The sequence below is a fragment of the Pseudonocardia charpentierae genome (assembly GCF_031845345.1).
Lineage (GTDB): Bacteria > Actinomycetota > Actinomycetes > Mycobacteriales > Pseudonocardiaceae > Pseudonocardia > Pseudonocardia charpentierae.
In genome coordinates, this window is record NZ_JAVREJ010000013.1 from 27,369 (window position 1) to 39,413 (window position 12,045).

Here is a 12,045-nt window from a genome sequence, read left to right on the forward strand (position 1 = left end):
GTCGCAGAGGTGATCACCTCTGCGCGGAGGCCACGCGCTCTGCGAGGACGCGTGATCACCTCAACCGCGGGCGAACGCCCGGCGCAAGCGGGCGGCCGGGGCGTCGAACGAATCGAGCTCAGCCCAGATCCAGCGCACCACCTGGAGCCCGCGGTCACGCAACGCGTCTTCGCGCAGCTTCTCCTCGAAGACCGCGTCGCCGGCGTCCTGACCCGGCCGCAGGCACCGGCCGTACTTGATCCTCCCGTCGAACTCGGCGACGGTCCGATGCTCCTCCCAGCCGAAGTCGCACCTGACACCATCCACCGGGTGCTGCAGGACGGGCGCGGGCAGCCCCGCGCGCCGGATCGCGACTCTGCTGCGCGTCTCCCCCGGACTCTCGGCTCGGGCGTCGGCGAACGCGACGACCCGACGAGCGGCACCGTTGCGGGGCCGGTGGGCTCCCCGCTCGACGGCGGCGGCCAGCGCGTCCGGCGTGACCACCTTCCGGAACAGCGCCCCGTCCGCCGGGACGAGGGCGACCTCGAACGGGAGCTCCCGGCCGAGGTCCGCGATCGTGCGGGCGATGCTCGTCACCGGGACTCCGCCGACGACCGTGACCTCGTCCGGGAGCAGGACGGCCGCGTGCAGGTGGACGACACCGCTGCGCCGCGCGCCGGACGCGCGGCTGCGGGTGGCGTGCACCCGGTCCAGCCGGACCGCCCAGAGAGGGAGTCCGTGCACCACGGCCGCGGAGGTGTGGCTGATCACCGTGTCCACCCCGAGGCACGGCAGTGCGGCACGGATCTCCAGCAGGTGGCAGGCCGCCGCGTCGTCCGGCCCGGATCCGTGGAGGTAGGCGCCCGGCCGGACGGTGCTCAGCACGCCGCTCCGCCGCAGCCCGCGCAACTCGGCGTCCGTGAGGCCGTCGGCGAGCAGGTCGCGGCGGAGGTTGAGCCCGGGACGGAGAGGTCCATGCGGAGAACGTCGCGTGTGCCGCAGCACGTCGGGAGGGGCGGCGCCGATCTGTGGATGGCCCGCCGCACTTGTGGACAGTTCGCCGGCGCCGTCCGCGCAGAGCCCGCCGTGTCGTCGCAGGGCCGATCTCTGCGACGACGACGGGGGCTCTGCGAGGTGACCGAGGCCCCTGCGACGACGAGTCACGAGAGCGCTCGCAACGGCGTACGGTGCGCCCACAGAGGACGGAGGTGGGAATGACCGCACGGCACGGGGAGGCGCCGACCCTCGAGTCGGTCGCCGCGCGCGCCGGGGTCTCGCGGGCCACCGCCGGCCGCGTGCTCGCCGGGTCGCCCCGGGTCAGCGACCACGCCCGCGACGCCGTCCTGCGCGCCGCCGCCGAGCTGTCGTACGTCACGAACCGGGCCGCGCGCTCTTTGATGACCCGCCGCAGCGACTCGATCGCCTTCGTCGTGGCCGAACCGGAGGAGCGGTTCTTCGCCGACCCGTTCTTCTCCCTCGTCCTGCGGGGGGTGCACGCCGCCGTCGCCGCACACGACGTGCAACTCGTGTTCGCCGTGCTCACCGACGACGCCGAGCGCGAGCGGTTCGCCCGGTTCGCCCGCGGCGGCCACGTCGACGGCGTCGCGTTCGTGTCGCTGCACGGCGCGGATCCGCTGCCCCGGGAGCTCCAGGACGCCGGTGTGCCGGTGATGCTGCAGGGCCGGCCGTTGGGGACGGCGCGCGACGAACCCGCGCCCGTCGGATACGTCGACGCCGACAACCACGGTGGCGCGCGCGCCGCGACACGGCTGCTCGCCGAGGCGGGCCGCACCCGCATCGGCACCGTCACCGGGCCGCTCGACATGGCCGCCGCCGTCGACCGCTTCGACGGGTACCGCTGCGAGCTCGCGGCACTCGACCTGACGCCGGCCGCCGTGGCCCACGCCGACTTCTCCGTCGTCGGCGGACGCCGGGCGATGCACGCGCTGCTCGACGCGGAACCGCTGCTCGACGGCGTCGTCGTCGCCAACGACCTCATGGCGCTGGGTGCCCTGCAGGCGCTCAACGAGCGCGGCCGGCGGGTGCCCGACGACGTCGCGCTGGTCGGTTTCGACGACATACCGCTGGCCGGCGCGGCCGCTCCCCCACTGACGACCGTGCGCCAGCCCATGGCCGAGATGGGCCGGGCCATCGCCACGGCGCTGCTGGAGATGGTCGGCGACCGCTCGCCGCGCCCGCCGCTGGTGTTGCCGACGGAGATCGTCCGTCGCGTGAGCGCCTGACAGCGCCCCTTGACAGCAGACCCGCTCCGGGAGACCCTGCTTCCACTCGTGAGAGCGCTCTCACAACGTCGAGGAGCCCCGCCCATGCCCATTCGCCGCACGGCGACCGCCGCACTGCTCGCCGGATCACTCGCCCTCACCGCCTGCGGGTCGTCGGACCCCGCACCCGCCGCACCCGGCACGCCGACCGAGATCTCGGTGAGCCTGTTCGGAACCTTCGGCTACGACGAGGTCGGCCTGTTCAAGGAGTACGAGGCCGCGAACCCCGGCATCACGATCCGGTACGAGTCCACGCAGGGCGAGGACAAGTACTGGCCGGCCCTGCAGACCCGGCTCGCATCGGGCAGCGGCGTCGCCGACGTGCAGGGCATCGAGGTCGCGCGCATCGCCGACGTCGTGCAGAACCAGGCCGACCTGTGGACGGACCTGCGCGACACCCCGGCCAACGACGCCGTCGGCCGCTACATCGACTGGAAGGAGAAGGCCGCCACCACGCCGGACGGCGCGGTGCTCGGCCTCGGCACCGACATCGGCCCCATGGGCATCTGCTACCGCTCCGACCTCCTCCAGCAGGCCGGCCTGCCGACCGACCCCGCGCAGCTCTCGGCACAGATGCCCGACTGGAACGGCTTCCTCGCCCTCGGCGAGAAGTTCCAGGCCGCCGCACCGGCCGGCGCCGCCTGGCACGACTCGGCGGGCGGCCTCTACAACGCGATCATCTCCACCCAGCAGCAGATCTACTACGACGCCTCGGGCAACCTCGTCTACGCGTCCAACCCGGCCGTCCGCCAGGCGTTCGACACCGCCGCCAAGGCCGGGCAGGCAGGGCTGACCGCCAAGCTCGAGCAGTTCCTCGACCCCGGCTGGGACCAGGGCTTTGGCTCCGGCCGGTTCGCCACGATCGCCTGCCCGTCCTGGATGATCGGCTACATCAAGGGCAAGGCCGGTGAGGCCGGTGCCGGCAAGTGGAACGTCACGTCCCTGCCGGGCGGCGCGGGCGGCAACTGGGGCGGGTCGTACATGGGCATCCCCGCGTCCAGCCCGCACAAGGAGGAAGCGGCGAAGCTGATCACCTGGCTGACCGCGCCCGAGCAACAGGCGAAGGTCTTCGCGAAGGTGGGCAACTTCCCGTCGACGACCCAGGCCATCACCGAGGTCTCCGGCGCGACCGACCCGTACTTCAACGGCGCCCCGATCGGCCAGATCTTCTCCAAGTCGGCGACGTCGGCGCCCGTGCAGATCCTCGGCCCGCAGGACGGTGTCGTGAAGAACGCGATGACCCAGGCCCTGCTCGCCGTGGAGACCGGCGGTGCCACACCGGACGTCGCGTGGGCCGACGCCGGCAAGAAGATCGACAACCAGGTCGGCTGATGTTGATCGAGACCCGGGCGGCCGCGCCGCCCCTCGACGTCCCGGCCGCCGGGGAGCCCCTCCCCCCGGCGGCCGGGGCCCCACGCCGACGCTCATGGCGCTCCCGGCTGCACGCCGCGGAGGCGCGTACCGCCCCCTACGCCTACGTCGCCCCGTTCTTCGCGATCTTCCTGGCCTTCGGGCTGTTCCCGTTGATCTACACGGCGTGGATCAGCCTGCACCGTTACCGGCTCGGATCGCGGATGAGCTGGATCGGGCTGGACAACTACGTCTGGCTGTTCAGCAACCCGTCCTTCTACAACGCGCTGTGGAAGACGATCACGATCGGCGTGCTCTCGACGGTTCCCCAGCTCGCCATCGCCCTCGGCCTGGCCCACCTGCTCAACTACAAGCTGCGCGGCCGCACGTTCCTGCGCGTCGCCATGCTGATGCCCTACGCCACGTCCGTCGCCGCCGCGACGCTTGTCTTCGCGCTGATCTTCGGCCGCGACGCGGGCCTGGTGAACGGGTTGCTCGGCGCGGTCGGGATCGACCCCGTCGACTGGCGCAACGGCGACTGGACGGCCCAGATCGCCATCTCGGTGATCGTGATCTGGCGGTGGACCGGCTACAACGCGCTGATCTACCTCGCCGGCATGCAGTCGATCCCGGCCGACCTCTACAAGGCGGCCGCGATGGACGGGGCGAACCGCTGGCAGCAGTTCCTACACGTCACGCTGCCCGGTCTGCGCCCGACGATCCTGTTCACGATCGTCGTCTCGACGATCGGCGCCAGCCAGCTCTTCGGCGAGCCGCTGCTGTTCGGCGGCGGCCAGGCCAACGGCGGGCCCGCGAACCAGTATCAGACGCTGGGCCTGTTCATGTACCAGCAGGGCTGGCAGTTCGGGCAGCTCGGGCGGGCGGCGACCGTCGCGTGGGTCATGTTCCTGCTGATCATCGCGCTGGTGCTGCTCAATGCTTGGGTCGCCCGGCGGAGGACCGAGCGATGACCCTCCTCATCCCGCGCCGACGGCGCGCCCCGGACGCCGCAGGCCGTCCGACCTACCTCATTCTCGGGGCCGTCACGCTGCTGTTCCTGGCCCCCTTCTACTACATGCTCGTCGCGGCCAGCCGGCCGATGAGCGAGATGAACGTCTGGCCCCCGCCGCTGCTGCCCGGCGACGATCTGTGGACGAACGTCCTCACGGCGATCCGCCAGCAGAGCATCGGCCTGGCACTGGTCAACTCGCTGCTGGTGTCGGTGACGATCACCGTTGCGACCGTGCTGTTCTGCACGCTGGCCGGCTACGCCTTCGCGAAGATGCGGTTCCGCGGCCGCAACGTCCTGTTCGGCATCACCATCGGGACGATGATGATCCCGACGAGCCTGTCCGTCGTCCCGCTCTACTCGATCATGGCGGACCTCGGGTTGGCAGGAACGCTCCCGTCGGTGGTCCTGCCGTCGCTGGTCACCGCGTTCGGTGTGTTCTTCATGCGGCAGTACCTGCTGCAGTCGGTGCCCGACGACCTGATCAAGGCGGCCCGGATGGACGGGGCCACGTCGCTGCGCACGGTGTGGAGCATCGTGCTGCCGATCGCCCGCCCCGGCATGGCCGTGCTCGGGATGCTCACGTTCATGACCGCCTGGAACGACTATTTCTGGCCGGTCATCACCCTCAACTCGACCAACCCGACCGTCCAGGTCGCGCTCAACAACCTCGGCAGCGGCTACGTGCCGGACACCGCAGTGATCATGGCGGGCACCCTCGTCGGGACCCTGCCGGTGCTCGTGGTGTTCGTGCTGCTCGGCCGCCAGATCGTCGGCGGGATCATCGCCGGCGCCGTGAAGGGATGACCCGTTGACTCTTGCGTCGCCGGAAGCCGCCACCGACGTCCTGTCCTTTCCTCCCGGCTTCCTCTGGGGCGCAGCGACCGCGGCCTACCAGATCGAGGGTGCCGCCGCCGAGGGCGGGCGCACGCCATCGATCTGGGACACCTTCTCGCACACGCCCGGCCTCGTCGCGAACGGCGACACCGGCGACGTCGCCGACGACCACTACCACCGCTACGCCGACGACGTCGCGCTCATGGCCTCACTGGGTCTCACGTCGTACCGGTTCTCGGTGGCCTGGCCCCGGATCACCCCCCAGGTGACGGCCGACGCGCTCGGCCCCGTCAACGACGAGGGGCTGGCGTTCTACTCGACGCTGGTCGACACGCTGCTGGCCGCGGGGATCACCCCGGCCGTCACCCTCTACCACTGGGACCTCCCGCAGGCCCTGGAGGACGCGGGCGGCTGGGCGGCACGGGCGACCGCGGAGCGGTTCGGGGAGTACGCCGGCGTCGTGGCCGCCGCGCTCGGCGACCGGGTGCCGCTGTTCATCACGCTGAACGAGCCGTGGTGCAGCGCCTACCTCGGCTACGCCAGCGGCGCGCACGCACCGGGCCGCACCGACCCGGTCCTCGCGCTCGCTGCCGTCCACCACCTCAACCTCGCCCACGGGCTCGCCTCAGCCGCCATCCGGGAAGCTGCGCCGGAGGCGCGGGTGGGGGTCACGCTCAACCTGGCGTGGGTCCGTCCGGAGACCGACTCGTCGGCCGACCTCGACGCCGCCCGCCGCTGCGACGGCCTGCAGAACCGGGTGTTCCTCGACCCGATCCTGCGCGGCCGCTACCCCGTCGACGTCGTCGCCGACACGGCAGGGGTCACCGGCTGGGGGTTCGTGCAGCCCGGCGACATGGAGACGATCGCGGCGCCGCTGGACGTGCTGGGGCTCAACTACTACAGCCCCCTGCACGTGCGGCACTGGACGCGGGAGCGGCCACGGGAGACCGCCGACGGTCACGGCGACGCCGCGGCGACCCCGTGGATCGCCTGCGACGACGTCGAGTTCCCGCCCCGGTCGGGACCGACGACGGACATGGGCTGGGGCATCGACCCGCGCGGTCTGACCGAGCTGTTGCTGCGGGTGTCCGAGGAGCGCCCGGACCTCGAGCTCATGGTCACCGAGAACGGGGCGGCGTTCCCCGACGTCGTCGGCGCGGACGGCCTCGTGCACGACGACGACCGCATCGACTACCTGCGCGGGCATCTCGCCGCCGTGCACGCCGCGATCGGCGCGGGCGCGCGGGTGACGGGCTACTGCGTGTGGTCGCTGCTGGACAACTTCGAGTGGGCGTGGGGGTACGCGAAGCGCTTCGGGATCGTGCACGTCGACTACGCGACGCTGGAGCGCACACCGAAAGCCAGCGCACGGTTCTACGCGCAGGTGGTGAAGGAGAACGCAGTGCCGGTCCGGTGACGTGAGCGGGGTGCGATGGCCTAGAGGTACCCGCCCGGCTCGAACGGTGCGGGCAGCCGGCCCGGCACGATCCGGCGTCCGGTGACGACCTTCGGGATCAACCGGATCCAGTGGCCGTGCTCGCCCGGGGCCCACGGGTTTCCACCCGCGGTGCGCAGACGCTCGACCAGCTCCTTGCGTCGGTCACCCGTGACCTCCTCGGCGAGCGCCTGGACCAGCACGCTCCAGCCGCTGCGGGTGTGCTGGTCGACGTCGTCGACCTCGAAGGCGACCCTGGTGTGGTCGGCTGCCGCCGTGATCTTCGCGGAGTCGGTGCGGATCACGACAGCCTCGCCGTCGAGCACGTAGTTGACCGGGAGGATCACCGGGAACGGCCCGTCTGCGAGACCGATCCGGCCGAACTCCCGGGTCGCCAGCAGCCTGCGGCACTCCTCGGCGTGCAGCACGACGAGGGCCGGGTCGCGCTCCGTGTCCGGCACGGCCATGGTGCACCTCCTTGAACCCGCTCTTGCAGCACCATCGCAGGTGCTGCAGGCGGCCCACCAGAGTCGAAAGACCCGTCAGTTCTCGGCACGCAGGGACGGCAGCTCGTCGGCGTGCCCCGCCGACGCCGTCACCAGCGTCTCGAACGTCGCCGGTTCGTCTGCGAGCGCCTCCGACAGCAGCGGCACCACGTGCTCCCGCACCGGGAACGGGCTCAGCGCGCGGCGGTAGGCGTCGACGGAGGCGAACCGCACCGTCAGGACCCACCGGTCCGGGTCGTCGACCGCGCGCCCGGCCTCACCGCCCAGGCAGCCCGGCGCGGCGGTGAGCAGCTCCAACGCCCGGCGGATCCGGGCAGGGAACGCCTCCGCGGCGGCGGGGACGACGAAGCGGCAGACGAGCAGCACGCGGCACAGCCAAGCGCACACGATTATCACTGTCCATCTTCCGTCTACGATGGGTGACGTGATGCAGCCCGCCGAGCGTTCGACGGCGGTGCTGGCCGAGCCGGGCTGCGACCATCCCGGCGAGATCTGCCCGACGGTCCGGCCCGCGCGCAGCTCGCGGGCCTACGCGGCGGCCGGCGACCTGCTGCGTGCCCTGGCCGCCCCGGTGCGCATCGCCATCGTGCTGGAGCTGCGCGAGGCGCCGTGCTGCGTGCACGACCTCGTCGACGCGCTGGCCGTGCCCCAGCCCCTGGTCAGCCAGCACCTGCGGGTGCTCAAGGCGGCGGGCGTCGTGCAGGGCGAGCGGCGTGGCCGGGAGGTCGTGTACTCGCTGGTCGACGACCACCTCGCGCACATCGTCGTCGACGCCCTCGCGCACGCGGAGGAGCAGGAATGACGGAGCAGGAATGACTGAGCAGGAATGACTGAGCAGGAATGACGACGGCGCGGGCGATGCGGGCCACCCGGCAGCGGGCGGCGGTGTCGGGTCTGCTGGACCGGCTGGCCGACTTCCGGTCCGCGCAGGAGATCCACGAGGAGCTGCGCCGCGTCGGCGAGGGCATCGGCCTGACCACGGTCTACCGGACGCTGCAGGCGCTGGCCGACGCGGGCGAGGTCGACGTCCTGCGCACCGGCAGCGGCGAGTCCGTGTACCGGCGGTGCGCCACGGACGACCACCATCACCACCTGGTGTGCCGGCAGTGCGGCAAGGCCGTCGAGATCGCCGGCCCCGCGGTCGAGACGTGGGCGCAGCGGGTCGCCGACGAGCACGGCTACACCGATCTCAGCCACACCGTGGAGATCTTCGGGCTGTGCCGGGAGTGCAGCGTCCTGCCTGTGTCTCAGAACGAGTCATCGGGAACAGGCGCAGGCGGCTAGCGTCCGCGAGCGTGGCGGACAGCAACGGCGCCGCACCGCACGCGGTGCGCCGTCTCGACGGCAGCGAGGCGACCGAGCTGAGCGCGCTCGCCGCCGTCTTCGACGATCTCCAGTACTCGCTGCAGTGCTGCGAGCACCTGGTGGGCGCGCTCGCCCGACCCGAGACCGACACCGTGCTGGTGGAGGCGCTGTTCACCGGTGCGCTCGTCGCGTACGCGCGGTGCTTCTCCGGCCGGACGAAGATCCTCTCGGACGACGACCTCGACAAGCTGGAGCTCGACGGCGACGTCGCCGGCTTCCACCGCGTCCTGCTGCGGCTGCGCGACCACTACGCCTCGCGGCACACGAACCCGCGCGAGACGTTCACCGTCGGCGTCGCACAACGCAACAACGGCAGAGCGGCGGGGGTCGCGGTGGTCGGTGCACAGCAGCCGGCGGTCGACGACACCACCGTCCGCCAGCTCGGCCGGATCGCCTACGGGCTCAGCGGGCTCGTGGACGCGCGGATGCAGGCCGCGCAGCAGAAGGTGCACCTTGTCGCGCAGGACCTCGACGCCGCGCGGCTCATCGCGCTGCCGCTGGTGGACGTGCAGGTGCCCGCCTGACCGCGGTCCGTGCCGGCAGCCGGGCGCTCACCAGCAGGTACTCGTAGGCATAACTCGGCGGCCCGCCGACCGGGCCGGTGTCCAGGTCGGTGAAGAACTCCACCAGCTCGCGCTCGAACTCCGCCGCACGCGTGGAGTCCAGGTCTGCGACCGTCGCGACCAGCGGCGGGAAGTACCTCAGGTAGTGGGCGGCCAGCGCATCGGGCGGCCCGGAGAAGTCGATCTGCACCCGCCGAGGCTCGGTGCGCACCTCCGCTCCGTGCAGCAACGCGGTGGCATGCTCTGGGTCGCCCCAGGCGATGGGCGGCGGTCCGTCGCCGGAAGCGGGGTGATACCGGCTCACGAGTCGGAAGAATCGCCCGACCGCCCCGTCGGGCATCCAGTTCGCCATCGTGACCGTCCCACCGGGACGGCAGACCCGCAGCAGCTCGCGCGCCGCCGCGGACTGGTCCGGCGCGAACATCGCGCCGATGCACGACAGCACCGCGTCGAACTCCCCGTCGGCGAACGGAAGCTTCTCCGCGTCGGCCACCTGCCAGCGCAGGGTCAGGCCGCGGTCGCGTGCGTGCTGCTTCCCGATCTCCATCAGCTCGGGGGCCACGTCGGTGGCCACCACCTCGGCGCCGGTCGCCGCCGCCGGCAGGGCCGCGTACCCGGACCCTGCGCCGACGTCGAGCACCCGCATTCCCGGCCCGACCTGGGCGGCGGCCACGAGTGCACGTCCCTGGTCCGCGATGAGTGCCGCGACCCGGTCGTAGTCGCCCAGTGCCCACAGCTCCTGCGCTGTCCGTGTCGTCGTCATGGCCGTGACTATCGGCGGCGCGCAGCACCGGATGAAGTTCGAAAATCGGACTCCCGGACCCGCATCGCGCGGAGGATGGTGGACGCCGTGGAGGGATACGGGCAGTACTGCCCCGTCGCTCTCGGGGCCGAGGTGTTCGCGGAGCGGTGGACCCCGATCATCGTGCGCAACCTCATGGGCGGCGCCGAGCGGTTTGGCGACATCCTCGACGGCGCTCCTGGCCTTTCGCGGAGCGTTTTGGCCCAGCGGTTGCGCAGCCTCGAGCGCGCCGGCGTCGTCGAGCGGTGTCTCACCGGAGCCGTCCCCACCTACCGGCTCACGGTCTGCGGTCAGGAGCTCGCGGAGGTCTGCCTCGCGCTCGGCAGGTGGGGAGCTCGGTGGCGGGAGACCCTCCCGGAGCACCACGATCCCTACCTGGTCGTCTGGATGCTCTCGCGGATGGTGCACCTCGACGAGCTGCCCCGCCGTCGGGTCGTGGTCCGCTTCGACGTGCGAGACTCACGCCCCCCGAACCGGCTGTGGCTGGTCCTCGCGGCCGGCGAGCGGGAGGTGTGCGTGACCGATCCCGGCTACGGCGACGACGCCGTCGTCACGGCCGACATCGCGACACTGGTGGCCTGGCACTGCGGCCGCCTGTCCCTCGGTCAGGCGCAGCGCGCAGGGATGCATGTCGTCGCGACCCCGGCGGACGAGCGGATGCTCGCCGCCTGGGGGCGGCTGAGCCCGTTCGCCGAGGTCACCCCTATGCCTCGGTGAGCTCCGCGCGCATGCTCGAGGCGCTGGCGACCACCAGCATCAGCAGCGTCCCCATCGCCTTCTCCTCCAGCCCGATCGCCGGGAAGGCATAGCGGAGCGTCACGTCCCAGCCCTGCTCGCCGCGGATCACCCGCGGGGTGCCGAAGAGCCCCTCCCCGACGCCCATCGCGACCCGCGTCGGCACGTCATCGTCGGCGGGCAGGTCCCACGCGACGACGCAGGTCAGGTTGAGCACCGGGAGCCCTTCGTCCAGCTCGGTGCCCTGCACCGCGCAGACGACACCGCCGTGGGCGAACGTGAGCGTGCCGTCGTCGTCGACCGTGACGTCGTGGTAGCGCTCCAGCGCGGTCCGGGCGATGTCCAGCATTTCTTTCATCGGGCCTCCGTGGGCTTGTCGCGCGCCTTGTCGACCGCCGAGCCGAACCGGCGGTCGCGCCGCGCGTAGATCTCGACGGCCTGCCAGAGGTGGCGGCGGTCGAAGTCGGGGAACAGCGTGTCGAGGAAGACCATCTCCGCGTACGCGCTCTGCCACAAAAGGAAGTTCGACGTCCGCTGCTCGCCGGAGCTGCGGACGAACAGGTCGACGTCGGGCATCTCCGGCTCGTCGAGGTACCGCGCGATCGCCCGCTCGTCGACCTTGTCCGGGTTGATGCGGCCCTCGGCGGCCAAGCGGGCGATCTGCCGTACGGCGTCGACGATCTCGGCGCGTCCGCCGTAGTTGACGCACATGGTCAGGTTGAGCACGTCGTTGTGCTTCGTCTTCTCCTCGGCGATCTCCAGCTCGCGGATCACGCTGCGCCACAGCCGCGGCCGACGCCCGGCCCAGCGCACGCGCACACCCATCGCGTGCATCTCGTCGACCCGGCGGCGGATCACGTCGCGGTTGAAGCCCATGAGGAAGCGGACCTCGTCCGGGCTGCGCCGCCAGTTCTCCGTGGAGAACGCGTACGCCGACAGCCAGCGGACGCCGATGTCGATGCACCCGCGGGCGACGTCCATCAGTGACGCCTCGCCCATCCGGTGCCCCTCGATCCGCGGGAGCCCGCGGGCGTTGGCCCAGCGTCCGTTGCCGTCCATGACCAGCGCGACGTGGTTCGGGACCAGCTCGCGTGGGATCGCAGGGGGCCTGGCGCCGCTGGGGTGCGGCGGCGGGGGTTGCGGGGGCACGTCGGCCAGCCTACGAACTGCACCGCAGCGAGC

At 72.0% G+C, this 12,045-nt stretch carries 15 protein-coding genes; 9 read left to right on the plus strand and 6 right to left on the minus strand.

The window, feature by feature from the left end:
- Nucleotides 1-60 precede the first annotated feature (60 nt).
- Entirely contained in the window at nucleotides 61-984 is a 924-nt protein-coding gene (locus RM445_RS18285; protein WP_311557815.1) for a hypothetical protein, read from the minus strand.
- A 209-nt stretch (nucleotides 985-1,193) separates the two neighbouring features.
- Here RM445_RS18285 and RM445_RS18290 point away from each other — a divergent pair, with 209 nt between their 5' ends.
- From RM445_RS18290 to RM445_RS18310, 5 genes are all read left to right on the plus strand, one after another.
- A complete protein-coding gene (locus tag RM445_RS18290) occupies nucleotides 1,194-2,222 on the plus strand; it encodes a LacI family DNA-binding transcriptional regulator (protein ID WP_311557816.1) in 1,029 nt (342 codons plus the stop codon).
- Between the two features lie 84 nt (nucleotides 2,223-2,306).
- Entirely contained in the window at nucleotides 2,307-3,593 is a 1,287-nt protein-coding gene (locus RM445_RS18295) for an ABC transporter substrate-binding protein (RefSeq protein ID WP_311557818.1), read from the plus strand.
- Nucleotides 3,593-4,582, plus strand: coding sequence for a carbohydrate ABC transporter permease (locus RM445_RS18300; RefSeq protein WP_311557819.1), 990 nt, complete (start codon nucleotides 3,593-3,595; stop codon nucleotides 4,580-4,582). Before RM445_RS18295 ends, RM445_RS18300 begins: the two co-directional genes overlap by 1 nt.
- A complete protein-coding gene (locus tag RM445_RS18305; protein WP_311557820.1) occupies nucleotides 4,579-5,427 on the plus strand; it encodes a carbohydrate ABC transporter permease in 849 nt (282 codons plus the stop codon). Before RM445_RS18300 ends, RM445_RS18305 begins: the two co-directional genes overlap by 4 nt.
- Nucleotides 5,428-5,431: 4 nt before the next feature.
- Nucleotides 5,432-6,874, plus strand: coding sequence for a GH1 family beta-glucosidase (locus tag RM445_RS18310; protein ID WP_311557822.1), 1,443 nt, complete (start codon nucleotides 5,432-5,434; stop codon nucleotides 6,872-6,874).
- Between the two features lie 20 nt (nucleotides 6,875-6,894).
- On the opposite strand, the gene RM445_RS18315 is transcribed toward RM445_RS18310, so the two are convergent.
- Together RM445_RS18315 and RM445_RS18320 are read right to left on the minus strand one after the other, a co-directional pair.
- A complete protein-coding gene (locus RM445_RS18315) occupies nucleotides 6,895-7,359 on the minus strand; it encodes a pyridoxamine 5'-phosphate oxidase family protein (RefSeq protein WP_311557824.1) in 465 nt (154 codons plus the stop codon).
- A gap of 75 nt (nucleotides 7,360-7,434) precedes the next feature.
- Nucleotides 7,435-7,785 (minus strand): antibiotic biosynthesis monooxygenase family protein, encoded by a 351-nt coding sequence (locus RM445_RS18320; RefSeq protein WP_311557826.1) that lies wholly within the window; start codon nucleotides 7,783-7,785, stop codon nucleotides 7,435-7,437.
- Nucleotides 7,786-7,813: 28 nt separating this feature from the next.
- Here RM445_RS18320 and RM445_RS18325 point away from each other — a divergent pair, with 28 nt between their 5' ends.
- From RM445_RS18325 to RM445_RS18335, 3 genes are read left to right on the plus strand one after another with little or no spacing between them, the layout of a single operon-like run.
- Nucleotides 7,814-8,200: an ArsR/SmtB family transcription factor gene (locus RM445_RS18325; protein ID WP_397469353.1), complete on the plus strand. Its 387-nt coding sequence runs from the start codon at nucleotides 7,814-7,816 to the stop codon at nucleotides 8,198-8,200.
- Nucleotides 8,201-8,238: 38 nt separating this feature from the next.
- Nucleotides 8,239-8,682 (plus strand): Fur family transcriptional regulator, encoded by a 444-nt coding sequence (locus RM445_RS18330; protein WP_311557827.1) that lies wholly within the window; start codon nucleotides 8,239-8,241, stop codon nucleotides 8,680-8,682.
- 11 nt (nucleotides 8,683-8,693) lie between these two features.
- Nucleotides 8,694-9,287 carry a hypothetical protein gene (locus RM445_RS18335; protein WP_311557829.1) on the plus strand — a complete coding sequence of 198 codons (594 nt, stop codon included), beginning with the start codon at nucleotides 8,694-8,696 and terminating at the stop codon, nucleotides 9,285-9,287.
- Here RM445_RS18335 and RM445_RS18340 read toward each other — a convergent pair.
- The gene (locus RM445_RS18340; protein WP_311557830.1) at nucleotides 9,247-10,089 is read right to left on the minus strand and encodes a class I SAM-dependent methyltransferase; all 843 of its coding nucleotides are present in this window, start codon (nucleotides 10,087-10,089) and stop codon (nucleotides 9,247-9,249) included. The two genes, RM445_RS18335 and RM445_RS18340, sit on opposite strands and share 41 nt — an antisense overlap.
- A gap of 75 nt (nucleotides 10,090-10,164) precedes the next feature.
- Here RM445_RS18340 and RM445_RS18345 point away from each other — a divergent pair, with 75 nt between their 5' ends.
- The gene (locus tag RM445_RS18345) at nucleotides 10,165-10,845 is read left to right on the plus strand and encodes a winged helix-turn-helix transcriptional regulator (protein ID WP_311557831.1); all 681 of its coding nucleotides are present in this window, start codon (nucleotides 10,165-10,167) and stop codon (nucleotides 10,843-10,845) included.
- Here the strand turns inward: RM445_RS18345 and RM445_RS18350 are convergent.
- Entirely contained in the window at nucleotides 10,832-11,221 is a 390-nt protein-coding gene (locus RM445_RS18350; protein ID WP_311557832.1) for a hypothetical protein, read from the minus strand. The two genes, RM445_RS18345 and RM445_RS18350, sit on opposite strands and share 14 nt — an antisense overlap.
- Entirely contained in the window at nucleotides 11,218-12,012 is a 795-nt protein-coding gene (locus RM445_RS18355; protein ID WP_311557833.1) for an isoprenyl transferase, read from the minus strand. The genes RM445_RS18350 and RM445_RS18355 overlap by 4 nt, the downstream gene beginning before the upstream one ends.
- Nucleotides 12,013-12,045 lie beyond the last annotated feature (33 nt).

Excerpts from the sequence above, each read along its gene's own strand:
- RM445_RS18305 (WP_311557820.1), top strand. The coding sequence starts at position 4,579 with ATGACCCTCCTCATCCCGCGCCGACGGCGCGCCCCGGACGCCGCAGGC.
- RM445_RS18325 (WP_397469353.1), top strand. The coding sequence starts at position 7,814 with ATGGGTGACGTGATGCAGCCCGCCGAGCGTTCGACGGCGGTGCTGGCC.
- RM445_RS18350 (WP_311557832.1), bottom strand. The coding sequence starts at position 11,221 with ATGAAAGAAATGCTGGACATCGCCCGGACCGCGCTGGAGCGCTACCAC.
- RM445_RS18345 (WP_311557831.1), top strand. The coding sequence starts at position 10,165 with ATGGTGGACGCCGTGGAGGGATACGGGCAGTACTGCCCCGTCGCTCTC.
- RM445_RS18295 (WP_311557818.1), top strand. The coding sequence starts at position 2,307 with ATGCCCATTCGCCGCACGGCGACCGCCGCACTGCTCGCCGGATCACTC.
- RM445_RS18315 (WP_311557824.1), bottom strand. The coding sequence starts at position 7,359 with ATGGCCGTGCCGGACACGGAGCGCGACCCGGCCCTCGTCGTGCTGCAC.
- RM445_RS18300 (WP_311557819.1), top strand. The coding sequence starts at position 3,593 with ATGTTGATCGAGACCCGGGCGGCCGCGCCGCCCCTCGACGTCCCGGCC.
- RM445_RS18340 (WP_311557830.1), bottom strand. The coding sequence starts at position 10,089 with ATGACGACGACACGGACAGCGCAGGAGCTGTGGGCACTGGGCGACTAC.
- RM445_RS18330 (WP_311557827.1), top strand. The coding sequence starts at position 8,239 with ATGACGACGGCGCGGGCGATGCGGGCCACCCGGCAGCGGGCGGCGGTG.
- RM445_RS18290 (WP_311557816.1), top strand. The coding sequence starts at position 1,194 with ATGACCGCACGGCACGGGGAGGCGCCGACCCTCGAGTCGGTCGCCGCG.